This is a genomic window from Denitrovibrio acetiphilus DSM 12809, from assembly GCF_000025725.1.
Taxonomy (GTDB): Bacteria; Chrysiogenota; Deferribacteres; order Deferribacterales; family Geovibrionaceae; genus Denitrovibrio; species Denitrovibrio acetiphilus.
In genome coordinates this window covers 1,977,570-2,003,654 of the sequence record NC_013943.1, presented here as the reverse complement: position 1 = coordinate 2,003,654, position 26,085 = coordinate 1,977,570, and the positions used below count along the sequence as shown (strand labels likewise).

The window sequence follows — 26,085 nt, the reverse complement described above, 5'->3', positions numbered from 1 at the left end:
ATGGCAAAAGTTCGAAAAGAACGCATAGATAAGCTTCTGGTTGAGCTGGGGCTGGCGGGTGACATCGTAGAGGCGGCAAAGTTTCTTATGGCAGGGCTTGTTGTTGTGGATGACCACAGGGTCGACAAACCGGGGACTGCTGTAAAAGAAACCAGCGAAATCAGACTCAAACACCATATCCCTTATGTCAGCCGCGGTGGACTGAAACTTGAACGTGCCGTTTCAGCATTTAATATAGATTTTCATGGGAAGACGGTCATCGACATCGGAGCATCCACAGGGGGATTTTCTGATGTGGCACTGCAAAACGGTGCCGCAAAGATTTTCGCTGTTGACACAGGCAAAGGTCAGCTTGACCCTAAAGTATCTAACGACAGCCGTGTGACAGTCCTTGATTCCACTAATTTCAGAATAATCGACTTCGATGTTATCGGTGAAAAAACAGATATTTTTGTTGCCGATGTTTCTTTTATTTCACTTTCCAAAATCTTTCCTTCGTGTGTACAGTTTGCAGGTGAGAGTGTCTGCGCATTTCTTATAAAGCCTCAGTTCGAGGCTAAGCCTGGCGAGGTGGATAAAGGCGGCATTGTGAATGACCGCACTGTTCATGAGCGTGTTATAATGGAAGTAGCCGGGTATGGTGCCGAAAACGGGTTTTATCTTCACGGGCTTTGTTTGTCTCCTGTGAAGGGAGCTAAAGGAAATGTTGAATATCTCTCGTATTTTGTATACAATGCCCACGCAGACATGGCAGACCTGAAAGATATTATCAGCCAGGTGGTATATGAAGAATATTGCTATTATAGCCAAGCCTCACGGTGACAGAGTTAAGCCGCTGATATATGAACTCATGGGTTTTCTCACAAGCAGGGGCTGTACAGTTTTAAAGGATAAAAGAACCGCAGCGGTGATAGCCGAACCTAAGTTTAATTCTGACGAGGAAATTCAGCAGAAGGCGGATTTGGTTGTTGTGCTGGGCGGTGATGGTACCCTTATCTCTGCTGTCCGTATACTCGGTGATAAAGAAACTCCGATACTCGGTATAAACCTTGGAAGGCTGGGGTTTCTGACTGAAACTGTTGCCGATGATGCCGTCAGTGCATTGAAGGATGTTCTGGACGGTGATTATATGGTCGAACACAGGATGAAGCTTCATTCTCACCTCTTGCAGGAAAATGAAAAAGTTCTCGAGATAGATGTACTTAACGATATCGTTATTAATAAATCCGATGCAGCGAGAATCTTTGAAACCACTGTCTATATTGATGGGATGCTGGTAAACGAGTACCGTGCCGACGGGCTCATAATTGCTACCCCGACAGGTTCCACTGCATATAGTCTGGCGGCGGGCGGTCCTATTGTCCACCCGAGTCTGGAGACTATGATACTCACGCCGATATGCCCTCAGGGGCTTTCCAACAGACCCATCGTCATTTCTGATGAAAGCGAGGTTACTATAAAAGTTAATGCAGCAAAAGAAGCTGTGTCAATTACTTATGACGGTCAGATATTCAGAAAGCTGGATAAGTGGAAGACTATCACTGTGAAAAAAGCGAGCACTGTGACAAACCTTATAGTGCCTAAAAATAAGAATTACTATTCACTCCTAAGAGAAAAACTCGGCTGGGGGATCAGCCAATGCTGAGCATGCTTAGAGTCGAAAATCTCTCAGTGATAGAGTCAGTCACCGTTGAATTTGACAAAGGGCTGAATATTATCACAGGTGAGACCGGAGCAGGAAAATCTGTTTTTATAGGAGCGCTTAACCTTGTTCTTGGCGCACGATTTAACAGAGCACTTTTTCGTGACCCGGAGAAGAAGCTTGTGGTGGAGGCTGAGTTTACTGATATTTCTCACCTTGATGAAGAGCTTAAAGACCAGTTTGAAATAGAGACTGACATCATCATCAGAAGAGAGATAGACAAAACCGGGAAAAACCGGATATTCATAAACGGACGGATGGCTACAGTAGAACAGCTTAAACAGCTTGCTTTCGGCTTTTGTGACATACACGGTCAGCACGAGCATCAGATGCTGCTGGACAGCGCAACTCACATCGCTTTCATAGATGCCCTTGTGGAACCGTCTCTGAAAGACCGCTATGCGGAAACATTCGAGCGGTATAATGCTCTTGAGAAAGATATAAGCCGCATAAGAAATAACCGTCAGCAGATTTTAAAAGAGAAAGATATGCTTGAGTTTCAGCTTAATGAAATAGAAAGCATGAATATAGATATTGAGGAAGACTGCCAGATTGATGAGAAGGTCGGCATCCTGTCCAATATGGAAAAAATACTCGAAAGCGCTGCAGGTGCTCTCGGAATGCTTCGTGACGGAGAGATAAACGCCTATGACCTCATCTCTTCCGCCTCTACAGCTCTTGAAGGGGTTGCCTCATACAGCGGTGATCTTGAAACGGCTTCAAGTCAGCTTACAGAAGCGACATACCTCATTAACGATGCCATCGCAGGGGTAGAGAAGGTAGCAGACAGGCAGGATCTTGATCCTGCGGAGCTTGATACCCTGATGGACAGAAAATACCGGCTGGCAAACCTTACGAAGAAATATGGTCCAACCCTTGAAGATGTAGTACGTTTCGGTGAAGAGACCGCCGGAAAGCTGGATGATATAAATTTTGGTCAGGATAATCTGGATAAGCTTCAGATACAGCTTGATGATATATATGCAGAGCTTGCGGAAGATGCAAAAGTGCTGAACCTTCGCAGGGGCGAAATAGCAAGAAAAATCGAAGAAAAAGTTATTGAGTCTCTTGATGAACTTGAGCTGAAAAACTGTGTCTTTACTACAGTGTTCGAAGAGGCTGAAAAGCTGGATGCTATGGCTGGAGTCAGGGCAGAGTTTTATATCAGCACTAACCCTGGTTTTGAGCCGGGGCCGCTTACAAAAGTTGCTTCCGGTGGAGAGATATCCCGTGTGATGCTTTCTCTTAAGGAAGTCTTTGCGGTGGCAGACAGAGTGGACACTCTGGTCTTTGATGAAGTTGATACGGGCATCAGCGGCAGAACAGCTAAGAAGGTCGCAATTAAGCTGAAAAAAGTCGCAGAAGCAAGACAGGTAATAGTTATAACACACCTGCCTGTGGTGGCATCCGCCGGAAGCAGGCATTTTCACATAACAAAATCCCTGGACGGAGCGAAGGCAAAGACTAATATCGGACTGGTTGAAGAAGAAGAACGCCTTAAAGTGCTCGCCTCCATGCTTACAGGAGAGGTGACACAGTCTGCAATACAGCAGGCAAAACAGATGATAGAGGATATGGTAAATGCTTGAAACGTTTGTGAACTTCGTTCTGGGGACGGTGTCTGATCTCGGCTATACAGGCATTGTGGTTCTGATGGCTCTGGAGAGCTCGTTTGTTCCTTTCCCAAGCGAAGTTGTTGTCCCCCCTGCGGGGTATCTTGCAGCTCAGGGGGAGATGAACATTTATCTTGTTATCCTCAGCGGTCTTGCCGGCTCACTTATCGGAGCATTGGTGAATTACTATATCGCTGTTTTTCTCGGGCGCTCATTTCTTGCCACTTATGGCAGATATTTTTTCTTTCCACCGGAAAGACTTATTAAAATTGACACATATTTCAGAAAACATGGTGAAATAACGACATTTGTCGGACGGCTTATTCCTGGTGTCCGGCAGTACATCTCTTTTCCGGCGGGGCTTGGCAGAATGAATGTTCCTATGTTCTGCTTTTTCACTTCGCTCGGTGCGGGGATATGGGTTGTTGTTCTGGCTGTGCTTGGCTATGTTGTTGGTAATAATATTGAACTAATTAAATTGAATTTGCGGCCGATAACACTAATAACACTTTGCTTTGTGACTGCTATAGTTGCGGTCTATATCTACTGGCAGAGAAAGAGGAGAGGGGATGAAGCCGCAGTTTAGATTTCTAATCGTAATTATGATTCTTTTTGCTTTTACAGCAACATCTTATGCAAACATTAAAACTTATAGAGTTAAATGGGGGGAAACTCTCTATTCACTTCTTTCTGATAAATTCTCACCTCAGGAAATTCTCAACATAAATAAAGAGCTTAAAGAGCTTTTGCCGGATTTTACACTCCAGAAAGGAACTCTGATCAAAGAAACAGAAAACTGCATCACTCTTCAGCCTAATTTTCTCACTGATATTTCTATAAACAGGGTTGCTGATGACTTCGAACTGGATATCGTAAAATACCCTGTAAGCACCGTTGCAACAGTTGTGGAGGGTGAGGTCACAAGCAGTCTTATTCAGGCTGTCACCGACAGAGGAGAGAGCCCTGAGCTTGCGTTTATGCTTGCGTCCATATATGAATGGGAAATTGACTTTTTCCATGCCCTGCGTAAAGGCGACACTTTTAAAATACTTGTGGAAAAACAGTTTGCACGAAATAAATTTGTTGGTTATGGGAAAATCCTCGCTGCTGATTTTCTGAATCAGGGACGTTTCATACGGGCACTGTATTATGAAACAGCTAAGACCAAAGGTTATTTTAAGCCTGATGGTACTTCAATGCGCAAAGGGTTTCTGAAGGCACCGCTCAGATACAGCAGAATATCATCCGGCTACAGCCACAGCAGGCTGCATCCCGTCACTCATAAAGTTCAGCCTCATTACGGTGTGGATTATGCTGCACCCACAGGCACTCCTATACATGCCACTGCGGACGGGCGTGTTACAGAGAAACGCTATAAAGGGTATAACGGTAACTATGTGAAAATTAAACATATGAATGGTTATGAGACTTTATACCTGCACCTTTCAAGGTTTAATAAGAAAATTCATAAAGGCTCATATGTCCGTCAGGGAGACATCATAGGATATGTCGGTGCGACAGGAAGAGCTACAGGACCCCACCTTGATTATCGCATAAGGAAAAACGGCAGTTATTTGAATCCTCTGAGATTTAAGGCACCGGATAAGAAGCTTCCGTCTGATGAGCTTGAAAATTTTCAGATGGCATCTGCTGTCTACAGCGAGCGTATTGACAATACTTATATAGCTAGAACAAACAGATTAACAATGGTAAGATAAACTTATAACGGCTGAGCAGGTGTTCAGCCGATTTTATTTTCACTTATGAATTTATCAAGTTCAGGTTTTATCATTTCAAAAGTTAAATCATTCATGCAGGGGATCTCGTCTGATATCCTGCAAATGCTGCTGCGGCATGGTTGACAGTCCAGCCCTAAGTTAATATATGTATGTCTTTTATGAGGATGTACCCAGCCGGAAGATGTTGAACCTATTACAACGAAAGTCGGGGTTTTCTGTGATACAGCCATATGATGCGGGGCTGAGTCATTGCCGATATGCATTTCTGCTCCGGACATGAGAGCTGCAAGCTCCAGCAGAGTTAAAGGCGGAGCTACTATAATGTTCCTGTGCAGTCTCATCCCTTCTAAGCCGGATGTAATATAATCCCTCTCACCTGGCCCGTAAGTTAGAACCACCTGCAAATCTTTAGTTTCTGCTAGCCAGTTGGCTGTATCTGCAAAGTGCTTTAGTTTCCAGCGTCTGGTGACTTTTTTATGAGTAGGAGCCATTGTTATGTATGGTTTATCGAGTTTCAACCCGCATGCCATTGCCTTTTGAACCATAGAGACTTTATCTGCCTGAGTATAAAAGACCTCTGGAGAACAGTCGTATTTATCTGCTGAAAAAGCTGTATCAAATGACTTCAGCATATTGAGTTTTATGAGTCCGGCATATGCGCCTTTACTGCTTACGAAGGTGTTGTAGGCAAATCTTCGCTTGGATTTTCTGAAACCAACTTTATATTCTGCACCGGAAAATAAAACACTATACATAGACCTCGGTGTGTTCTGTGTGTCTAAGATTACGTCATAGTGCCCGTTTCTGACCGCGAGAGCAGAGCGGATAGTGGATATGAAACCACTGCCGGAAGGGACGGTAAGGACATTGCGGATATTCGGGTTATATGTGAGCAGGTCTTTATTCATGCTGAATGTGAGAAAATCAACTTCAGCTTGCGGGTAGAGTTTTCTGATCTCCCGCGGAAGTTGTGTGGTCAGTATAACATCGCCTATCTGTTTGAACTGTATAATCAGCCATTTTTTCATAAAAGATTGCCCTGCTTGAATAAAGCGCATTTATTAAGTTATATTTATATATACATTAGTGAGCGAAAATGATAAAGAATGTTTTATGGAAAGGGTAAATGTTTTTGTAAAATACTTTCATAACAAGGGTGGTGGAGAGCGCATCTGCTTTAATTTCGTGAATTTTCTTATGGATAAAGGGGTGGATGTTCATGTTATATGCGGCGAAGATAAGTTAAAGTCTAAAAAGTATGAGAACATACTTACTGTGACAGGGTTGTTGAAACCGGGGCGCTACCTTAAATACTCGAGTTTTCACAGACGTGCAGTAAAGCTGGCGAAGAAGCTTGACGGTATACATTTTTCATTCGACAGAGTCCCTGGTTGCCACATATACCGCAATGGTTCGGGGCTGCACAGCTCTTATGTTAAGAATACTTTGTCTCTGATGTCAAAAGAGACTGCGTTTAAGAAGAGGGTGAAGAGAGCATTAGATCCGGTTAATAAGCATCTGATAAATAAGGAAAGACTGACATATGCTCACCCGTCGCTCAGGAAGGTCATACTTAACTCGGAGTTTCTGAAGCGGGAAGTGCTTTCAGCTTTCCCTGATGCCGAAAAGCTGATTGACATTATTCCTAATGGAGTGAATAAAAGTAAGTTCACTTTCACATCTGAAGATCCATTCAGAGATAAATATAATTTGGAAAAAGGCACTGTCTGCATAGGTTTTGCCGCAAATAATTTTCAACGCAAAGGTCTTGATCATTTGCTGAATGCAATGGCGGTACTTCCTGATCATTACGTCTTGCTGGTTGCCGGTGGCAGAAGAGCTGATTCATACATGCAGACGCTCGATGAACTGGGGCTGAGAGAGAGAGTTTTCTTCGTGGGGGCAGTTGATGATATGCAGGGTTTTTACGGCTCATGTGATGTTTTCTGTATGCCGTCCCTCTATGACTCATTCGGTAATGTTGTACCAGAGAGCCTGATATGCGGCACTCCGGTCGTTGTTTCTGCCATGGCAGGCAGTTCAGAGATAATACATAACGGCGAAAACGGCTATGTTGTGGAAACTCTGACCCCTGATGTTTTATCTGATGCACTCACTAAAGCTTATGCGCTAGGCAGAAAAGATTATAGTAAATATGTTATGTCTGAAAGTGAAATGTATGAAGGATACCTTAAAACAATCGAAAAGGTGAGCTGTGAGGAAGCCTAATGTCGTATTCATAATAGCTGACTTTGATTTCGGTGGGATAGAAAATATACTCAGTGAGATTCTCATACGTCTAAAATCCGATAAGGATATTGATTTTAATGTTATAAATATTTCCGGTAAAGGGCGGATGCATGAGAAGCTTAAAGCAGAAGGATATAATATTCTTTCATGTGGCTCAAGCAAAGACACTCTTAAAAAATTCAACTTTAAAACTGTTAATAAGCTTAGAAAATTGCTGAATGAACTTAAGCCCGATATAGTGCATACCTCACAGTACAAGGCTGACTACTTTGGACGTATCGCCAGCATAGGGTTTCCGCATAAAGTCATAACCCACATTCATAATCCGACTATACAGAAAAAATTCTTCAGACGGTTGACAAACAGGCTACTGGCCCATGTGACGGACGCTTTTATATCTGTTTCAGATATCGTTTATGATATGGTTGAAGCGAATTTTAATAAATCCGATAAACCTCATGTAGTTCTTCATAATTTTATTGATATTACAAAGGTTGAAACTGCTGCGCCATGCACCAAAAATGATTTAGGTGTCGCAGATAAAAAACTGATAGTTAGTGTGGGGCGTTTGGTTAAGGAGAAGAATTTAGAACTTATAATAAAAGCTCTGCCTGAAATTTTGAAATATGTTCCGGACGCTCACTATTTCTGCATAGGTGAGGGTGGCAATAAGAGAACTTTACAGAATTTAGCATCGGAAGAAGGCGTTATCGAACATGTAACTTTCGCCGGTTATAAGGATAATGTATATTCTATACTGAAGATTGCCGATGTCTTTTGTATGCCTTCCGCTTTTGAAGGATTCGGGATAGCGCATCTTGAAGCGATGGCAGCGGGCGTACCTTCTGTTGTTTCTGATGCTGTCCCTACAAAGGAATTTGCATCTGAAGCGTCATTATTCTGTGTTAATGATGAGCAAATTATAGCCAGTCAGATTGTTAAAATCCTTACAGATAGAAAACTATCTGAAGAGCTGGGTTATAAAAGCAAAATGATAAGTGCAGAATTTTCGATTGAAAACTATATCAGTAAGTTAAAAAGTATCTACAGCAATTTATGCAATTTCTAATTTTTCAGGTTTCAGTCCCATTCCGTCACCAAGTCCGAAAACATACCACTTGAGCTGCTCGTCCGTCAGCTCGCTGGCGAGCATAAAAACGTCGGCTTCGTTCTCTCCTTTTATCAGGAGATTATATGTTTCAGACTCTTTCTCGATTTTCTTTTCAAGAAGCAGAGCGACCTTTTTTTCTTCGATATTTTCGTTAATATGTCCAAGAACGGAGCATACATTGCTCATGAATTCCATAGACGGCTTCATACAGCACCCCTTTCTAATCTACTATATACTAAGATATCGGAGATAATGTGTTAATGTTTAGTGGTTTATATAAAAAAAGGGGCAGAAATTTTCCACCCCTATTAACTATATTGATCAAATTGTTTGTTTAACTTACTACCATAATTGATAGTATTGTTTCTGAACTCAGCTGATACGCGGATATGCTGAATTTAAAAACAATATAAATGTTTCATCAGCTACAGTGTGAGTAACCGCAAGAGTAGCAAATATCGCAACCCTCAACGTGTTCTACGGGTCCCCCGCAATCAGGACATGCCCCATTTTTCACCACAGTATCGCTGCTGTCAAAATCTGACAGAAGCTTATCAACTGTAAGGTTGTCGTCTGTTTTACTAACCAGTATTTCTGTGGGGCTTTTTGTTGCCTGTTCAAGGGCTTTACCCACAGCGTCAGAGCAGCTGAGTACGGTGTTAGGTCCAAAACCATAGCGCATATGGCAGCTTATCCCCTTGAGCTGTTTGATGATCCTGTCGAGGTTTCCGCCGCTGCGCAGGTCTATGGATATAAGCCGTCCTATAGCCTCACATTGAGACTGTGCACATCCGCCCGCTTTCCCCATGCTTGTGAACACTTCGAAAGGTACACCGTTTTCATCCTGATTAATTGTCACATAGAGCTTTCCGCAGCCGGTCATCATCTCAACTGTGCGTCCTATGAGAACTTTCGGTCTTGGCTTTGGTGTGAATTCGGCTGTTGCTTCCGGCTGAGCTTCTTTTTCTTTTGTTCCGACATTGAGCACCTGCCCTGTACGGCTTCCGTCTCTGTATATTGTTGTCCCTTTACAGCCAAGGTTGTAAGAGAGAAGATATGTTTTTTTAACATCTTCAATAGTCGCTTCATTAGGGAAATTAACTGTTTTGCTTACTGCGTTGTCAGTGTATTTCTGAAAAGCCGCCTGCATTTTTGTGTGCCAGAAAGGTGTTATCTCATGGGATGTTACGAAAGCTTCCTGCCATTTTTCAGGAACCATACTCAGTCCGTGTGCTGTTCCTGTTTCTGCGACTTTTTCTAAGAGTTCGTCTGAGAGAAAACCTTCTCTTTTGGCTATATCCTTAAAGACAGGGCTGACTTCGACAAGTTTATTGTTATCCATCACCTGCCTGTAGAATGCAATTGCGAAATATGGCTCTATACCGCTGGAACAAGAACCTATAATGGAGATTGTTCCTGTGGGAGCAATAGTTGTGATTGTTGCGTTACGCATGTTTTTGAATCCCATTTTTGGGTAAATGCTGTCTTTAAAAGATGGAAAATCACCTCTGATAACAGCCAGAGCCGATGACTTCTCACGTCCTTTGTCTCTTATAAACTGCATAACTTTTTCTGCGAGGTCAGTTGCTTCGTCAGTGTTGTAGGGGATGGCAAGCATCGCAAGCATATCCGCCCAGCCCATGAGACCAAGACCTATTTTGCGGTTACGCTTAGTCTGATCGTTGATCTGCTGAATAGGATATTTGTTCATGTCTATTACGTTGTCGAGGAAATGAACTGCGACCTCTATTGTTTTTTCGAGGTCTTCCCAGTCAATTTTGCCGTCTTTTACGTATTTACCAAGGTTTATAGAACCCAGGTTGCATGATTCGTATGGCAGAAGAGGTTGTTCGCCACAAGGGTTGGTGCTTTCGATGTCGCCCTCTTTGGGAGTGGGGTTTTCTGCATTGATCCTGTCAAGGTAGACAATGCCCGGGTCTCCGCCTTCCCATGCGAGCTGAACCATAGTGTCGAAAACTTCTTTAGCTTTCAGCTTACCCGCTGTTTTGCCGGTTTTGGGGTTATACAGATCGTAATCAGTGTCGTTTAGGACTGCCTGCATGAATTTTTCTGTTATACCAACTGAAAGGTTAAAGTTTGTAAGTTTTGTTTTATCTTCTTTAGCGTAGATGAATTCCATGATATCTGGGTGGTCAACTCGGAGTATGCCCATGTTGGCGCCGCGTCTTGTGCCCCCCTGCTTGATTGTTTCAGTGGCAGCATCAAATACTGTCATGAAAGAAACAGGACCGCTGGAGACTCCTTTTGTGGTCTTTACAACGTCATCTTTAGGTCTTAGGCGGGAGAATGAAAAACCTGTACCTCCGCCTGATTTATGAATCAAGGCAGTATTCTTAACAGCTTCGAAAATTGCTTCCAAAGAATCATCCACAGGGAGAACAAAACAGGCAGCGAGCTGTTGAAGCTCACGCCCTGCGTTCATAAGAGTGGGGGAGTTTGGAAGAAACTTAAGAGCTGCCATTTGCTCGTAAAATGCTGTCGCAGTGGATAAAATATCTGCATCTTTATCATAATTCTTATCTGCTTCTGCGATATTCAATGCGACTCTTCTGAACATATCTATTGGTTTTTCAACTGGTTTGCCGCTTATGTCACGTTTAAGGTATCTTTTTTCAAGAACCGTAATTGCATTTTTAGTAAGATCCGGTGTTTGAGACAGAGCCTTTTCGATCTCCTTATTGCTCATAATTCCTCCGAGATAGAAAAAAATTAATGTGTAATGTTATATGCACATTATGCCTTTGTAAAGTCGTTTATTAAGAAAAATATAAAACGTGCAGACCGCCGAGCGAGGAATGTAATGTGTTGATAGTAAAGGTTTAAATGAATTATAAAATTATGTCCTGATGTTTTAAAATGGCAAAAGTTTAAAAAATAACCGTTCTTTGTTTTGCGGAAAATTCCAGTTCTATTCAGAGTCTTAACGGTTTGCCGGATTAGTATTTTTCAGTCAGTTTTGCAAGTGAATAACTTTTAAGCATCTCGACAAGGTTGTCCTGTATGTCAGACCACATATTGTGTGCAGTGCATGAGTGAACAAGTGAACAGAAGTCTTCATCAAAAATACATTTATTCAGCGCGATATCGCCTTCTATTGCAGAGATTATGTCGTATACTGTTATTTCGGCTGGATTTTTTGCAACTTTGAAGCCGCCTTTTTTGCCTCTTTCAGATGAAAGTATTTCAGATTTGGCGAGGTTTTGGAGTATTTTCCCAAGAAAGCTGTCTGGTATTTCGCACTCTGCTGCTAGTTCCGAGCGCATAAATGTTGTTCCAAGCGGCTTGTGCGCCATGTGTATCAATGCTCTGATTGCGTAGTCGCTTGCTCTGGTAACTTTCATTGAGAATCCTCCGGTAAAAGACTAATAAGATTATTTAAGTGTAAATATAGCCTAAGAAAGATTACTATTCAACTGTAAAATTAACTTTCAGAAGTGTTTGGCTTGGTTTGCCCTCTTGAAGAGGGGTGCAGCATAAAAAATAAAATAATTTAAAGAAAGTACTTGACAATTGTGGGTAAAAAAATTAATAATTTCAGCCTGTTTTGCAGGGGTATAGCCAAATTGGCAAGGCAGCTGGTTTTGGTCCAGTGTACTGCAGGTTCGAGTCCTGCTACCCCTGCCATTTTTTTTATCCAAATATAGTCTGCCCGATTTCGGCAGGGTCATACAAAATGCGAAAACTTCCTAAAATTGAAACACTTGTAGTTAAGGTCGGAAGCAATATCCTCACTCATCACGAGCGTGGTGTAAATCTTGAGTTTCTTTCCGGTCTGGTTCGCATCCTCTGTAATTTCAAAAAGAATATTCCGAACATTGTTGTTGTGTCTTCCGGTGCTGTGGGGGCAGGGTTTAAGCTGCTCGGTTTTAGCGAACGTCCGCAGAACATCACTGATAAACAGGCCTGTGCTGCTGTCGGACAGGCGAGATTGATATGGGAATACGACAGAGAGTTTGAAAAATATGGCGTGACATCGGCGCAGATACTTATCACAAAGGATGACCTTTCAAACAGAAGGCGTTACCTGAATGCTAGATACACATTGCGGCGGCTGCTTGAGCTGGGGGTTGTGCCTGTTATAAATGAAAATGATTCAGTTGTTATAGAAGAGCTTCGTCAGATAGAAAACTTCACAGACAATGACAACCTTTCTGCTTTGGTTAGCGGACTTATAGGGGCAGACATGCTTCTTATATTGTCTGATGTTGATGGGCTTTTTGATAAAGATCCTTTTAAGAATAAAGATGCAAAACGCATTGAAGAAGTGAAATATATCAACGAGGAACTTCTGAACGTAGCGGGGGATTCCGTTTCCGGAGTTGGTACCGGAGGTATGAAGTCCAAGCTGGAAGCCGCAGGAAAGGCGCTTGACGCAGGATGTCATGTAGGCATTATAAACGGCATGAACCTTTTTAATGTTGAGGCGTTTCTGAATGGTGAGGATGTCGGGACATTTTTTAACCACATAGAAGACCCTCTGACCAGACGCAAGCACTGGATAGCTTACGCAGCAGGAGCAAGCGGAGAGCTGCATGTTGATAACGGAGCTGTTAACGCACTGGTGAATAAAAAAACCTCTCTTCTGCCCAGCGGAGTGACGAAAGTTACCGGGCATTTCGGCATGGGGGATGTTGTCGCGGTTATCGGTCCTGACGGAAAAGAAGTCGCCAGAGGCAAAGTCCGCTATGCATCCGAAGATGCTGACCTGATAAAAGGTAAAAAATCTTCTGACATATCTTCTATTTTAGGGTATAAGTTTACTGATGAGATAATTCACAGGGATGACCTTGTTGTAACAACGAACAACGGAGCTTGATGATATGCTTGAAAATATGTTCAGAGAAGCAAAAAAAGCCTCATATGTTCTTATGAACGTCAATACTGACGTGAAAGACAGCGCCCTCTCTGCCATAGCAGAAAAGCTTGAAGCTAATAGGGTTAAAATAAAAAATGAAAACCTGAAAGACCTCGATTATGCCAGAGAGACAGGCTTGTCTGATGCTTTGATAGACAGACTGACCCTCGATGATAAGCGTATAGACGGAATGATTCAGGCTGTTAAAGATATACGTTCTCAAGTTGACCCTGTGGGAAAAGTTGTTGACGGTTATAAAAGACCCAACGGACTTTACATTACGAAAGTTAAAGTGCCTCTGGGGGTTGTGGGTATCATATTTGAGTCCAGACCGAATGTAACAATAGATGCCGCTGCCCTTTGCCTTAAATCAGGGAATGTTGCAATACTGAGGGGCGGTAAAGAAGCTGTCCATTCAAACACATACCTCGGCAGGCTCATGAAAGAGGCTGTGGCCGAAGCCGGACTTCCTAAGGCATGTGTAAACATCATAGAGGATACTGACAGAGGGCTTGTGATGGAAATGCTGAAAGCGAAAGGCAGTATTGACATTATGATTCCCAGAGGGGGTAAAGCCCTGATTGAGTTTTGTACTGAGCATTCTCTTATACCTCTTGTTAAGCATGACGACGGCATATGTCACGTATACATAGATAAGTTTGCAGATATAGAGATGGCTGTGTCCATCGCTGTTAATGCTAAATGCCAGCGTGTCGGTGTCTGTAATACCATGGAGACACTTCTTGTGCATGAGGCTGTGGCTGAAACTGTCCTTAAGAGGCTTGAAAAGGCTTACGGCGAGCATAATGTAGAGCTTCGAGGGTGTGAACACACTGCGGAGCTTATAAGCTGTAAGAAAGCCGCAGAAGAGGACTGGAGCACAGAGTATCTGGATTACATCCTCTCTGTAAAAGTTGTTTCTTCCATTGATGAAGCGATTGAACACATAAATAAATACGGATCTATGCATTCTGAGAGCATAGTGACCGAAAACTATACAAACAGTGAGATGTTTCTTAATATGGTGGATGCAGCGGCGGTTTATGTTAATGCGTCAACCAGATGGACTGACGGCGGAGAGTTTGGTATGGGGGCGGAGATAGGCATCAGCACCCAGAAACTTCATTGTCGCGGACCAATGGGAGCAGATGATCTGACTACAACAAAATATAGAATATACGGTCAGGGGCAGATAAAGTAACGTGAAAATAGGCTTATTCGGCGGTACTTTCAACCCCATTCATATAGGACATCTTGCTCTGGCTGAGAATGTTACAGCAAGCCTTGGGCTGGACATGATGTTTCTCATTCCGTCTAAAATACCACCTCATAAATCCGGCAGCGGTATTATCGATCCTGTGAAACGGCTGAAAATGGTGGAACTTGTTGCGGAAGGGCTTGGCGAAAAGTTTAAAGTTTCAGATTACGAAATTGCGGCGGACGGTGTTTCCTATACATTGAAAACCCTTAAACATTTCAGAAGACTGTACCCGGACGATGAAATATTTTTTGCTTGCGGTACAGATATTTTTGCCTCTATACATAAGTGGCATGCTTATGAAGAGCTTTTTAAATATGCTAACTTTGTTGTTGTGAGCCGTTCTATGGTTTCTTTTGGAAAAATGCTTGAAGCTATCCCTGAAAGGCTGCATGATATAGTGATAAGAGAAGAACAGTTTGCCGGAGAGAAATCCGGTAGGGTTATACTTCACGAGATGCCTCCCGTTGACGTATCCAGTACGGATATCAGGGAAGTTCTGGAAGCGAGCTACAGAAAGGCGAATCTGCCGGATGTAGTTTATGAGTACATATCAGAAAAAGGATTATACAGGGGAGATGAATGAAAGACCGCACCACGCTGGATTTAATACTTAAAGAGCTTGTTGAGCGTAAAACCGAGGATATCACAGCGCATTATGTAGCACCGGTAAGCAGTGTTGCAGATTATATCGTAATAGGAACAGCAACATCCGAACCGCATGCAAATGCTATTGCTGACTACCTGCTGGAAAATCTTAAAGCAAAGAAGATTAAACCTTTTGCTGTGGAAGGACAGGGCAGTTCACGCTGGATATGTCTCGACTTTGGTGAGGTTATGGTTCATCTTATGTGCAAACAGGAAAGAGAATACTACAACCTAGAGGCTATATGGGGCGGATGCGAGAAGATGGCGATACCGGAATAGTAACTGTCAGGCAGGAGATTGCTGATTATATCAAAAATAATCCTGCCACAGCTAAGGATATCTCCAAAGCTGTCAGTCAGCAGGAGAAAGATGTCTATTTTCATCTGGAACACATAGCGAAAAGCTATGGCGGTACTTTCAGGGTTATTCTGCCGGAGTGCAGAAAGTGCGGGTTTGTCTTCAGCAAAAAGATCGGTAAACCCTCTAAATGCCCTGAATGCGACTCAACATGGATCACAGATCCTGAATATTATTTAAAGTAGAGCATGTTAAATATAGTTTTATACGAACCCGAGATCCCGCAGAATACAGGGAACATCGGGCGTTTTTGCGTGGGGACAGAGAGCAGACTTATTCTTGTGGGGAAACTTGGTTTTTCTCTCGATGATAAACACGTTAAGCGTGCCGGACTTGATTACTGGCAGAATGTTAACTTGATGCAGCTTCCTAGTCTTGAAGCTTTTTACGAAGAATTCCCCAATGATAAACATCCTTATGCATTTCTGTCAAAATTCGCTTCCAGAGTTTATACAGAGATACCGCACGAAAACGATAATTTAATGCTGATATTCGGCAGGGAGACGTCCGGTCTGCCGGAGAGTGTGGAAAAAGATCATCCGGACAGTTTATTCAGAATACCTGCTACTGGAAAAGTACGCAGTTTTAACCTTTCCAATTCTGTGGCGCTGGTGGGGTTCGACATAATCCGCAGAAGGGGTTTTCCCGGGCTGGATGCAGAATGGAAAGGGGAAAGTACAGGTGAAATATATGCTTAGTATCGGGCAGATTGATTATGCCAACGTTTATCCTATTTTCTTCGAGCTTGCAAAGCAAAACAGATATAACCTTATCAAAGGTGTTCCGTCTTATTTAAATACTGCGATCAGGGAAGGCGGTATCGATGCCGGCTTTTGCAGCAGTATAGAATATGCGAGAAACCCTGAGAAATATTATGTCATTCCGAATATTTCCATAAGCTGCATTAATGTTGTCAAAAGCGTGATGTTCTTTGCAGATAAGCCAATAGAAGAATTTGACGGTGAAGGGGTCTACCTCACTGGCGAATCCGGCACATCAGTAATACTGTTTGAAATTCTTATGCGCGAAAAATATAAAATCAGCCCGCAGTTTACGAAAGAGAATGAAAAAGCCCCAGGGGTTGTGCTGATAGGTGACAAGGCACTTTTTAATACATATAACGGAAAATATAAGTATGCGTATGACCTCTGTTCACTCTGGAACGAATTCACCGGGCTGCCGTTTGTTTTTGCTCTCTGGATAGTGCGTAAAGAGACCGTACATGAGAGGTACGCAGAAGTGGCAGAGTTTGCACAGGAGCTTGAAGTTATTAAGACTGACAGTAAAAAGAATCTTGCCGCGCTCCTTGATCACTACACATTTAAAGGGCTCACATCTTATCAGATCATAGACTATTGGGAGACGATAAAATATGATCTGTCTGAAAACCATATAAGAGGTCTTCTGAAGTATTATAGTTATGCTGTTAAAATAGGCAGGCTGAAGAAGGTTCCCGCTCTGGAATTTTTTGTTTAATCGATCATTAATAGTTTTTCTATTGTTTATTCCGAAAAAAAAGAGAGGCACAGTACGTACCTCCTCGCTGAGGAGGGGGTACATAAGGTGCCCCAATATTTTAGATTAGGTTCAATCTCTGTTTAAAAGAAGTTGTACGCCTTTTCTCCATGTTGATTAAGGTCTGTCCCTTCTGTTTCCTCTTCAGGAGTAATCCTTATGCCTATTGTGGCTTTTATCGCAAATGCTATTATCAGCGTCATGATGAAAGAGTAACCTCCACATGCAAGCGCATCTATTATCTGAATAAGTACCTGACCAGCATTGCCGGCAATGAGTCCTTCTGCTCCTACGGTTGCAAAAACGCCTGTAGCTATAGCACCGAAGAGACCGCCGAGACCGTGGATGCCGAAAACGTCAAGAGAATCGTCAAGTTTAAACTTGAATTTGAGAGTGATGCCCCAGTAGCATAATGCCCCTGTGAGACCACCTATGATAATCGCTGCCCAGGGCTCTACAAATCCCGCAGCGGGGGTTATCCCCACAAGACCTGCAACTATCCCTGAAGCCACTCCGAGTGCGCTCGGTTTGCTCACTGCCATTTCAATAATCATCCAGACGAAACCGGCTGCCGCAGCAGCTATCATGGTGTTTACGAATGCCAGAGAAGCTATCTTGTCCGCTGCAAGTGCAGACCCTGAGTTGAATCCAAACCATCCAAACCACAGCAGTCCTGCACCTATGACAGTATAAGTTACATTGTGAGGTATTATTTTTGCATGCATAAAGTCTTTTCTGTTGCCGAGAACCAGCGCTATTGCAAGTGCGGCCATACCGGAAGAGAAGTGGACGACAGTTCCGCCTGCGAAGTCAAGTGCTCCGAGTTTACCAAGCCAGCCCCCGCCCCAAACCCAGTAAGCAATTGGTGAGTAGACTAGTATTATCCAAAGCGGCATGAAGAGCAGCCATGCGCTGAATTTCATACGTTCTACAATAGCACCGCTTATGAGGGCGACTGTGATTATTGCAAACATGCCCTGAAATATGGCAAAAGTTCCTAAAGGTATGGTGCCGGACATGGCGTCCATAAAATCACTGCCAAACATAAAATATTTCATACTCCCCATAAAGAGAGAATCAGATTCACCAAAAGCGATTGTAAAGCCTATCACTGCCCATGTCACTCCTGCAACGCAGAGTGCCGAAAAGCTGTAGAGTAAAGTGGAAAGTGCGCTTTTAGACCTGACCATACCGCCGTAAAAGAGAGCCAGCCCCGGCAGCATCAGCATTACGAATGCAGAAGATACTAATACCCATGCTGTGTCGCCTGTGTTTAGTCCATCTGCGAAAGCTGTCGATGCTGACATCGTTATCAAAAGCACTATCAAAAGTCTTATCATAGAGTCACCCCGTAATTCGATTTCGTAACAGTTATATGCAAAGAGTATGCCAAAACATATGTAAAGAATTAAAAGGCTTTCAGAACTTTTCATTTCATTAGTGGTCAAATAAAAGTCATCTGGTGCCTAATAATTAATCACGGTGTGAGCCTGACTGGATAATTCGGAATTGATGTTGTATTGAATGTGCATATATGGTAATTAGTTTTGTTAAATTAGAATGAGTAGTCTGGTGGTTTAAGTTGGAAAAAATATCTTATGTGATACCAGTTTTTGATGAAGAAGATAATATTGTAAAACTTTTTGAGGAAATTACTGCCGTATCTAAAATTGTTGGCAAAGAGTATGAAATAATTTTCGTGGATGACTGTAGCAGAGACAACAGTCTTAATGTGATAAAAGACCTTGCGTCAAAGATGGACGCTGTAAAATATGTTGCTTTTGAAAATAATACAGGACAATCCGCTGCAATGTATGCCGGGTTTCAGTATGCTTCAGGGGATGTTGTAATCACTATGGATGCTGACCTTCAGAATGACCCTGCCGATATTCCCGAGATGCTGAAGTTTTACGGCGAATATGATATGGTCATCGGATGGAGATACAACCGGAAAGACACTCTGGCGAAGAAAATCGCCAGCAGGTTCGGAAACAAGATCAGAAACAGTATAATCAAAGACAATGTCCATGACACAGGGTGTTCGCTGAAAATTATGCGGTCTTCTATGCTTAAAAAGATCAAGATATATAAAGGTCTTCACAGATTTCTGCCTGCTATGATGCAGATGGAAGGGGCAATGGTGAAAGAGGTTAAGGTGAACCACAGACCCCGAATTCATGGGGTGTCGAAATATACTAATATGAAGAGGGCAAAAGAAGCTCTCTACGATCTTATATCTGTAAGGTGGATGCAGAAAAGATATCTGAAAATAGAAGTCAGAGAAACCAATGTCGCCCGCTGAACTAGCTCTGGTCGTATTTGGCTTTATTGGGCAGGTACTTTTCTTTATGCGTTTTATCCTTCAGTGGTTGTTCACTGAGAGGTATAAAAAAAGCGCTGTACCGGTATCATTTTGGTATTTCAGCCTCATTGGGAGCTTTATGCTTCTGACCTATGCGATATTAATCAAAGATCCAATATATATTCTGGGGCAGTCTACCGGGGCTGTTATATATCTTCGGAACCTATTTCTGATATATAAAGAGAAAGGTGTTAAGGATAAATATTTTTCATTTAAAATAACGCTTATACTCTTTGCTTATTTCGGCATGGTTGCTGTTGCTGCTGTTTTCTATCCTGAAGTGCACAGACAGCAGAAAGTGTCATATACCGGAATTATTTTTGCAATAGGCATCGTTGCGCAGTCAATGTTTTTTCTGCGGTTTTTAGTTCAGTGGATATATTCTGAAAGACTCAAAAAGAGTGCATTCCCTGTTACTTTCTGGTACTTCAGCATGGTTGGGAGCTCTCTGCTGTTAATTTATTCTGTTCTTGTCCATGATCCTGTTTTTATTGCCGGGCAGAGTGTTGGACTTCTTATCTATTTCAGAAATCTATATTTTATCAGGCTTGAAAAGAGAGGGGTAAATGTTTGACGAGAAAAGGTTTAATCTGTTCCTGTTTCTATTCTTTATAGCACTGATGATCCCTGCTTACTGGAACCCTTTGTTTGAAACAACGGGAGCAAGGTACGGCGAGATATCCAGAGAGATGCTGGCGAGTGGAAACTATATGGAACCCTTTTATAACGGTATCAAACACTTTCATAAACCACCTTTTACTTACTGGATAAATGCTCTGGGGCTTGCTGTTTTCGGTGTTAACGGCTTTGGTGCACGTTTTTTTGGCGCTGTGGCGTCTATTATTATTCTCATCTATACAAGAAAGACAGCTTTTGTACTTACGGAAGACAGAGAGAAGGCTGACGCTTCTGTTCTGATACTTGCGTCTTCCATCCTTTTTATGGTTGTGAGCAGGATTGTAGCTACAGATATCTACCTTGTTATGTTTACCATAATGCTTCAGTACCACTTGTTTTCGCACATATATATAAAGCAGAGGACGTCTCATGCGTTGTTGATTGGTCTTTATGCCGGGCTTGGTTTTATGACTAAAGGTCCTGTTATATTTCTTTTTACTCTGCTGCCGTTTTTTATTGCGAAGATATTCGACAGGAAGCACCGTGGGGTATTTTCTTTAAAGCAGATATTTGTGATACTGGCTGTTTTCGCTGTTGTGGCACTTCCCTGGTATGGTTATGTGGTTAGCATAAATGATGGTCTGCTTGAATACTTCTTATATGACCAGACAGTTGAACGTGTTGCTACTGACAGATTTAACAGATCGAAAGAGTTCTATTTCTTTTTTATGATATTTTTTGGAACTTTTGTTCCGTGGGCTTTTTTTATGCTTCGGAACTACAGAAGAACAGGCGAGCTTAAAACAGGCTGGGTGCTTTACCTATATATATTGGTTCCGTTTATCGTTTTTCAGATATCAACAAGCAAGCTCGGAACTTACCTTCTCCCTTTTTATCCTGTTGCTGCTGTTATAGCTGCTTTGAATACAGACTCAAGGTTGCTGAGGATGTTTTCTTTCGTGCTGCTTATGCTCGCATCTCTGGCGCTTGCAGTTATTCCGTTTATTGTGGATTATGTTCAGCCGTACTGGTATATATGTATTCCGGTCGGCATATTTTTTGTCCTTCTGACTTTATATACTTATAAAACGTATTACAAAAAACACTTTGTTGCATCCTTTGCTTTTATAATTATAGCGATCACATTTAGTGTTTACTGTGTTATCCCCTTGATAGGTCCTCATATGAAGGGGTACAGACTTATTACGCAGGATATAAAGAATTTTGACCCTGAAGGTAAATATCAGGTGTTGTTATATAAAACATTTGCACCATCCGTATCTTTTTATATGAACGAGCTTGTGCCTATGGCTTTAAGCAGAACCCGCGAGACACAGTTCCAAAAGAAGGAAGATTATGCAGATGTTTATATCGATAATATAGATGAGCTGCAGGAATATTTAAAAAAACATCAAGAAGTTATTCTGGTTACACGTAAAAAATTCTTGTATAGGAATTTTATGGATGTGACGGGGTATAAGTGCAGTATCATTGATGTGCTTGGCACTAAAAAGTATATTTCATTCTGTCAATCACCGTCAATTTATAAACAACCTTAAAGTATTTATATTAAAAATATAATCAAACTAAACAATGTTAAATACTGTTTGACATTTATTTATCCTATTGGTAGATTTTTAAGATTATAAGCAAGGTACACGGAGTTTACATATGATCTGGAATGAGCACTATGAGACACTTCCACGAGAATATCTGGAAGAGCTTCAGCTAAGAAGGCTGAGGCAGCTTCTGAATAATGTCTACGCCAGAGTAGAATTTTACCGAAATAAAATGGACGAGGCCGGGGTTAAACCGGATGATATTAAGTCTCTGGCGGACATGAGCAGGCTCCCTTTTACTTATAAACAGGATATGAGAGACAACTATCCTTTCGGGCTTTTTGCTGTTCCTCAGGAACAGATTGTCAGGCTGCATGCTTCCAGCGGAACAACAGGGAAACCTACTGTTGTGGGCTACACCCGCAGAGACATAGATACATGGACAGAGATCATGGCGAGAACATTCTCTGCTGCCGGTGTCGGCGCAGGTGACATACTTCAGAACGCATACGGTTACGGGCTTTTTACCGGTGGGCTTGGTGCTCACTACGGTGCGGAAAAGATCGGAGCGTCTGTTATTCCGATATCCGGTGGTAATTCGAAAAAACAGCTTATGCTTATGAAAGATTTCGGCTCCACTGCGTTTTCATGCACACCCAGCTATGCCCTTTCTCTTTATGAAACAGCTGTAGAAGAGGGGATTGACCCCAGAAAAGACCTGAAACTCAAAGCGGGCATATTCGGTGCAGAACCGTGGACAAATGCCATGAGGCAGGAGATAGAAGATAAGTGGGGGATAGATGCCCTTGACATATATGGACTCAGCGAAATCATCGGACCAGGGGTTGCGTTTGAGTGTGTCGAAGAGAAACGCGGGATGCACATCAACGAAGATCATTTCATCGTTGAGACAATTAATCCTGAAACAGGCGAGGTTCTCCCCAATGGCGAAGAGGGCGAGCTTGTTTTCACGACTATAACCAAAGAGGCAATACCTCTTATCAGATACCGCACAAGAGACGTAACAAGCCTTATTACTGAGCCCTGCAAATGTGGACGCTCTTTCGTCCGTATGAACAAAGTTATGGGCAGAAGCGACGACATGCTCATCATCAGAGGGGTTAATGTTTATCCGTCTCAGGTGGAAAATATACTCGTACAGCGTGCAGAACTTTCACCGTATTACCTTCTTATTATAGACAGAGAAGGAAATATGGATACACTTGAAGTACAGGTAGAGCTTGCCGAAGGTCAGTTTATGGACAGAGTACGCAGGCTTCAGGATCTGGCAAAAGGGATAGAGAAAGATATCAAAAGTATGATAGGTGTTACCTGTAAAGTCAGGATAGTTGAACATAAAACTATCGCCAGAAGCGAAGGGAAAGCTCAAAGAGTAAAAGATAATCGTAAAATATAGAGAGGTAGCAAAATGAAACTTCAGCAGATTTCTGTTTTTATCGAAAATCAGTCAGGACGTCTCCATGAAGTAACCAGAATTCTTGGTGAAAATGGTATAAATATCAGGGCTCTCTCTCTGGCGGATACGTCTGATTTCGGTATCCTCAGGCTCATTGTTAACGACCCTGCAAAAGCATATGACCTTTTGAAGGGGAGCGATTTTACAGTCGGACGCACAGAGGTTCTTGCTGTGGTGGTGAGTGACCACCCCGGCGGTCTTGCTCAGATACTCGGCTGTCTGGATAAAAACAGTATAAATGTAGAATATATGTATGCTTTTGTTGACCATCTTGCTAAAGAGCGTGCTATTATGATATTCCGCTTTGATGACACTGACATGGCTGCGGAAAAACTTGCAGAAGACGGCTTCAGCTTTGTGAAACAGGTTGACATCGCAGGTCTTTAGACATCTACATACACTAAGTTTTTTACTTAAATTATTACTAAGGTTTTCGGAACCGGGAAGGTTTGATAAATAATGCAGTTTCTATATTCAGGGCTGACCAGCGGAAGTATATACGGGCTGGTTGCTCTGGGTTTTAACATAATCTACAACACCACCGGAATTATAAATTTCGCTCAGGGCGAGTTTGTGATGATCGGCGGAATGCTTATCTATACTTTTTTTGTTATGTACGGACTACCTTTCCCGATAGCCTTTTTCGGCGCTGTTGCCTGTGCGTTTTTGATTGGGATAGTATTTGAACGTTTTTTTATCCGTCTGACAAAGATAAAGAATGAGCTGAATCTTATAACAGTGACGATTGCGGCGTCTATAATACTTCGTGATGTCGCCATGCACCTCTGGGGGCGTGACAGCCTCCCTGTTAAAGAATTTATACCTGTTTTTAATATCGATATGCCGGGCGGGGTTATCTCCAGCCAGAGCATTCTTGTTGTCGCCGTGTCGCTTATGGTTGCGCTCGGACTTAACATCTTTCTTAAAAAATCAAGATATGGGAAGGCTATGCGGGCGAGTTTCGACGACCCTGTCGCTGCTGAAACCTGCGGGATAAAAGTAAGCAATATTCGCGTGATGTCATTTGCTGTTGCTGCTCTGCTTGGTGCTGTGGCAGGAGTGATTATCGCACCTATAATGTTTGTGACCTATGATGACGGTATCATGACAGGGCTCAAGGGCTTTTCTGCTGCTATTCTCGGTGGGCTCGGTAATTTTGGTGCGGCTATAGCCGGCGGTCTTTTGCTTGGTATATTTGAAAGCTTTTCAGCAAGTATAATTCCTTCCGGGCTGAAGGATGCAGTGGCGTTTCTTGTCATACTCGTAATACTCTTTGTGAAGCCTGACGGTCTTTTCGGAAGGAAGAAGGTGCATAGGGTATGAGAAAGCTTAATCCTACACTGTTTGTCTTATGTGCCGCTGCTCTTATAGGTATTGGTTTTGGCGTGGACAATGAATACTATCTCGGTGTTGCGACACTGATGATGATAAATGCTCTGAATACTGCCGCATTCAATGTGCTGCTTGGCTACGGAGGGGTTATCTCCATGGGGCAGGCGGCTTTTTATGGTATCGGTGCTTATGTTGCCGCCGTATTGTCGGTTAACTATGGTGTACCTCCGGCTGTGACACTGCTTATTGCTCCTGCAATGGCTTTTGTTGTTGCATGGATTGTGGGCTATCCGGTCTTAAAACTGCATGGACACTATCTCGCTATGGCAACTCTCGGCTTTGGTATGATTGTTTATATTTTTATGAATGAATTCAGCGGAATTACCGGTGGTCCGTCAGGTTTTATGGGGATCGGAAACCTGAGCTTTCTCGGGTTTGAGCTTGCAACAGAGAAGTCATTTTATATTTTCATGAGCACCTTTTTCCTTATCTGTGTTCTGCTGTATGAGGTGTTTGATAAATCCTTTCTGCATTATAAACTTAAATTCATCAAAAATTCTGAGAGTGCCTGCCGAAGCTATGGTATAAATGTAACCAGGACAAAACTAATGGTTTTTGCATCGGTTGCCGCCATAACAGCTTTGAACGGAGTTTTATATACATATTACACACACTTTATCAGCCCCGTTTCATTCAGTTTTAAATATTCTATAAGCCTTGTGTGCATGGCAACTGTCGGCGGACTGGGTTATATTTCAGGCGGTATAGTAGGTGCGGTGTTCCTCGGTTTCATACCGGAGGTTTTTGCAACTTTTGAAGACTTTGAAATGATAATCTATGGCGGTCTACTCGCTGTTGTTATTATGTTTTTCCCCGGCGGGATAGCCGGAACACTCAAAAAACTGGTACGTAAAAATGCTCAAAATAAATAATATAGGCGTAAGCTTCGGCGGCGTTCGTGCGCTTAATGAAGTAAGCTTTCAAACCCCTGAAATAGGTGTTACGGCTCTGATAGGGCCGAATGGAGCAGGGAAAACAACACTTTTTAATGTCATCACCGGTTTTGTCCCTCCAACTGACGGGCAAGTTAGTTTTGATGGTAAAGATATAACCGGATGCGAACCGGAATGCGTGTTCCCTCTGGGGATATCAAGAACATTTCAGAATCTGAACATTATACCGGAACTCACTCTCAGGCAGAACATGTATCTAGGTTTTATAGGTAAGGAGAATCCGTCTGCGCTGAAAAGTATGCTCGGCATAAACAGGGGCTACTGGAAGAAGGCTGAGAGGCTCATAGACGAATATATGGAATTCGTAAATGTCACAGAATATGCCTCGATGACACCGGATAGCATACCTTATGGCGTGCTTAAGAATTTCGAATTGGGGAGGGCTCTGCTCTCCAGACCGAAAATGCTGCTGCTTGATGAACCCGCAGCAGGGCTGAACCTCAATGAGAAGGATAATCTCGCCGGAATGGTGCAAAAGATCGCTGGTGAGGGGATAAGCATCCTTATGGTTGAACATGATATGCAGTTTATTTCGTCATTGGCAGAATATGTTGTCTGCCTGAATTTTGGCGAAGTAATAGGCAAAGGTACATACAAAGAAGTGCGCGAGAACAAAGAAGTGCTCAGAGCGTATCTTGGTGACGAAGATATATAG

General features: G+C 42.6%; 27 protein-coding genes and 1 tRNA gene. 23 read left to right on the top strand and 5 right to left on the bottom strand.

Annotated features, from left to right (window positions below):
- The 5 genes from DACET_RS09560 to DACET_RS09540 are packed head-to-tail and all read left to right on the top strand — an operon-like array spanning window position 1 to window position 5,033.
- Window positions 1–822: a TlyA family RNA methyltransferase gene (locus DACET_RS09560; RefSeq protein WP_013011173.1), complete on the top strand. Its 822-nt coding sequence runs from the start codon at window positions 1–3 to the stop codon at window positions 820–822.
- The gene (locus DACET_RS09555) at window positions 785–1,645 is read left to right on the top strand and encodes an NAD(+)/NADH kinase (protein WP_013011172.1); all 861 of its coding nucleotides are present in this window, start codon (window positions 785–787) and stop codon (window positions 1,643–1,645) included. Before DACET_RS09560 ends, DACET_RS09555 begins: the two co-directional genes overlap by 38 nt.
- Window positions 1,639–3,291, top strand: a complete 1,653-nt coding sequence (recN, locus tag DACET_RS09550; RefSeq protein WP_013011171.1) for a DNA repair protein RecN — start codon at window positions 1,639–1,641, stop codon at window positions 3,289–3,291. Before DACET_RS09555 ends, recN begins: the two co-directional genes overlap by 7 nt.
- Window positions 3,284–3,901, top strand: coding sequence for a DedA family protein (locus tag DACET_RS09545; RefSeq protein ID WP_013011170.1), 618 nt, complete (start codon window positions 3,284–3,286; stop codon window positions 3,899–3,901). Before recN ends, DACET_RS09545 begins: the two co-directional genes overlap by 8 nt.
- Window positions 3,885–5,033, top strand: coding sequence for a M23 family metallopeptidase (locus DACET_RS09540; protein WP_013011169.1), 1,149 nt, complete (start codon window positions 3,885–3,887; stop codon window positions 5,031–5,033). Before DACET_RS09545 ends, DACET_RS09540 begins: the two co-directional genes overlap by 17 nt.
- Before the next feature lie 23 nt (window positions 5,034–5,056).
- On the opposite strand, the gene DACET_RS09535 is transcribed toward DACET_RS09540, so the two are convergent.
- Window positions 5,057–6,082 (bottom strand): glycosyltransferase family 9 protein, encoded by a 1,026-nt coding sequence (locus tag DACET_RS09535; protein WP_013011168.1) that lies wholly within the window; start codon window positions 6,080–6,082, stop codon window positions 5,057–5,059.
- An 85-nt stretch (window positions 6,083–6,167) separates the two neighbouring features.
- On the opposite strand from DACET_RS09535, the gene DACET_RS09530 reads away from it, so the two are divergent.
- Entirely contained in the window at window positions 6,168–7,283 is a 1,116-nt protein-coding gene (locus tag DACET_RS09530) for a glycosyltransferase family 4 protein (protein WP_013011167.1), read from the top strand.
- Window positions 7,270–8,373: a glycosyltransferase gene (locus tag DACET_RS09525; RefSeq protein WP_013011166.1), complete on the top strand. Its 1,104-nt coding sequence runs from the start codon at window positions 7,270–7,272 to the stop codon at window positions 8,371–8,373. The genes DACET_RS09530 and DACET_RS09525 overlap by 14 nt, the downstream gene beginning before the upstream one ends.
- Here DACET_RS09525 and DACET_RS09520 read toward each other — a convergent pair.
- The 3 genes from DACET_RS09520 to DACET_RS09510 all read right to left on the bottom strand — a co-directional run bounded on the left by DACET_RS09520 (window position 8,359) and on the right by DACET_RS09510 (window position 11,777).
- Window positions 8,359–8,622, bottom strand: coding sequence for a hypothetical protein (locus DACET_RS09520; protein WP_013011165.1), 264 nt, complete (start codon window positions 8,620–8,622; stop codon window positions 8,359–8,361). The two genes, DACET_RS09525 and DACET_RS09520, sit on opposite strands and share 15 nt — an antisense overlap.
- A 214-nt stretch (window positions 8,623–8,836) precedes the next feature.
- Window positions 8,837–11,122, bottom strand: coding sequence for a vitamin B12-dependent ribonucleotide reductase (locus tag DACET_RS09515; protein WP_013011164.1), 2,286 nt, complete (start codon window positions 11,120–11,122; stop codon window positions 8,837–8,839).
- A gap of 250 nt (window positions 11,123–11,372) precedes the next feature.
- Window positions 11,373–11,777: an RrF2 family transcriptional regulator gene (locus DACET_RS09510; protein WP_013011163.1), complete on the bottom strand. Its 405-nt coding sequence runs from the start codon at window positions 11,775–11,777 to the stop codon at window positions 11,373–11,375.
- 207 nt (window positions 11,778–11,984) lie between these two features.
- On the opposite strand from DACET_RS09510, the gene DACET_RS09505 reads away from it, so the two are divergent.
- From DACET_RS09505 to DACET_RS09470, 8 genes are all read left to right on the top strand, one after another.
- Window positions 11,985–12,060: transfer RNA gene (locus DACET_RS09505), tRNA-Gln, on the top strand.
- Window positions 12,061–12,109: 49 nt separating this feature from the next.
- Window positions 12,110–13,252, top strand: coding sequence for a glutamate 5-kinase (proB, locus tag DACET_RS09500; RefSeq protein ID WP_013011162.1), 1,143 nt, complete (start codon window positions 12,110–12,112; stop codon window positions 13,250–13,252).
- A 4-nt stretch (window positions 13,253–13,256) separates the two neighbouring features.
- The gene (locus DACET_RS09495; RefSeq protein ID WP_013011161.1) at window positions 13,257–14,492 is read left to right on the top strand and encodes a glutamate-5-semialdehyde dehydrogenase; all 1,236 of its coding nucleotides are present in this window, start codon (window positions 13,257–13,259) and stop codon (window positions 14,490–14,492) included.
- 1 nt (window position 14,493) lies between these two features.
- The gene (gene nadD, locus DACET_RS09490; protein WP_013011160.1) at window positions 14,494–15,135 is read left to right on the top strand and encodes a nicotinate-nucleotide adenylyltransferase; all 642 of its coding nucleotides are present in this window, start codon (window positions 14,494–14,496) and stop codon (window positions 15,133–15,135) included.
- Window positions 15,132–15,476 (top strand): ribosome silencing factor, encoded by a 345-nt coding sequence (rsfS, locus tag DACET_RS09485; protein ID WP_013011159.1) that lies wholly within the window; start codon window positions 15,132–15,134, stop codon window positions 15,474–15,476. The genes nadD and rsfS overlap by 4 nt, the downstream gene beginning before the upstream one ends.
- Entirely contained in the window at window positions 15,440–15,739 is a 300-nt protein-coding gene (locus DACET_RS09480) for a transcriptional regulator (protein WP_013011158.1), read from the top strand. The genes rsfS and DACET_RS09480 overlap by 37 nt, the downstream gene beginning before the upstream one ends.
- 3 nt (window positions 15,740–15,742) lie before the next feature.
- Complete coding sequence (locus DACET_RS09475) at window positions 15,743–16,252, top strand: tRNA (cytidine(34)-2'-O)-methyltransferase (RefSeq protein WP_013011157.1); 510 nt, start codon at window positions 15,743–15,745, stop codon at window positions 16,250–16,252.
- On the top strand, window positions 16,209–17,030 hold the full coding sequence (locus tag DACET_RS09470; protein WP_244392515.1) for a menaquinone biosynthetic enzyme MqnA/MqnD family protein: 822 nt from the start codon (window positions 16,209–16,211) through the stop codon (window positions 17,028–17,030). The genes DACET_RS09475 and DACET_RS09470 overlap by 44 nt, the downstream gene beginning before the upstream one ends.
- A 122-nt stretch (window positions 17,031–17,152) precedes the next feature.
- On the opposite strand, the gene DACET_RS09465 is transcribed toward DACET_RS09470, so the two are convergent.
- The gene (locus DACET_RS09465; RefSeq protein WP_148214177.1) at window positions 17,153–18,409 is read right to left on the bottom strand and encodes an ammonium transporter; all 1,257 of its coding nucleotides are present in this window, start codon (window positions 18,407–18,409) and stop codon (window positions 17,153–17,155) included.
- A 242-nt stretch (window positions 18,410–18,651) separates the two neighbouring features.
- On the opposite strand from DACET_RS09465, the gene DACET_RS09460 reads away from it, so the two are divergent.
- From DACET_RS09460 to DACET_RS09425, 8 genes are all read left to right on the top strand, one after another.
- Complete coding sequence (locus DACET_RS09460) at window positions 18,652–19,371, top strand: glycosyltransferase family 2 protein (protein ID WP_013011154.1); 720 nt, start codon at window positions 18,652–18,654, stop codon at window positions 19,369–19,371.
- The gene (locus DACET_RS16545; protein ID WP_013011153.1) at window positions 19,358–20,005 is read left to right on the top strand and encodes a lipid-A-disaccharide synthase N-terminal domain-containing protein; all 648 of its coding nucleotides are present in this window, start codon (window positions 19,358–19,360) and stop codon (window positions 20,003–20,005) included. The genes DACET_RS09460 and DACET_RS16545 overlap by 14 nt, the downstream gene beginning before the upstream one ends.
- Window positions 19,998–21,608 (top strand): ArnT family glycosyltransferase, encoded by a 1,611-nt coding sequence (locus DACET_RS09450; protein ID WP_013011152.1) that lies wholly within the window; start codon window positions 19,998–20,000, stop codon window positions 21,606–21,608. Before DACET_RS16545 ends, DACET_RS09450 begins: the two co-directional genes overlap by 8 nt.
- A gap of 112 nt (window positions 21,609–21,720) precedes the next feature.
- The gene (locus tag DACET_RS09445; RefSeq protein WP_013011151.1) at window positions 21,721–23,025 is read left to right on the top strand and encodes a phenylacetate--CoA ligase family protein; all 1,305 of its coding nucleotides are present in this window, start codon (window positions 21,721–21,723) and stop codon (window positions 23,023–23,025) included.
- Between the two features lie 12 nt (window positions 23,026–23,037).
- Entirely contained in the window at window positions 23,038–23,472 is a 435-nt protein-coding gene (locus DACET_RS09440; protein WP_013011150.1) for an ACT domain-containing protein, read from the top strand.
- Between the two features lie 72 nt (window positions 23,473–23,544).
- Window positions 23,545–24,408 (top strand): branched-chain amino acid ABC transporter permease, encoded by an 864-nt coding sequence (locus DACET_RS09435; protein ID WP_013011149.1) that lies wholly within the window; start codon window positions 23,545–23,547, stop codon window positions 24,406–24,408.
- Window positions 24,405–25,349, top strand: coding sequence for a branched-chain amino acid ABC transporter permease (locus DACET_RS09430; protein ID WP_013011148.1), 945 nt, complete (start codon window positions 24,405–24,407; stop codon window positions 25,347–25,349). The genes DACET_RS09435 and DACET_RS09430 overlap by 4 nt, the downstream gene beginning before the upstream one ends.
- Entirely contained in the window at window positions 25,333–26,085 is a 753-nt protein-coding gene (locus DACET_RS09425; RefSeq protein WP_013011147.1) for an ABC transporter ATP-binding protein, read from the top strand. The genes DACET_RS09430 and DACET_RS09425 overlap by 17 nt, the downstream gene beginning before the upstream one ends.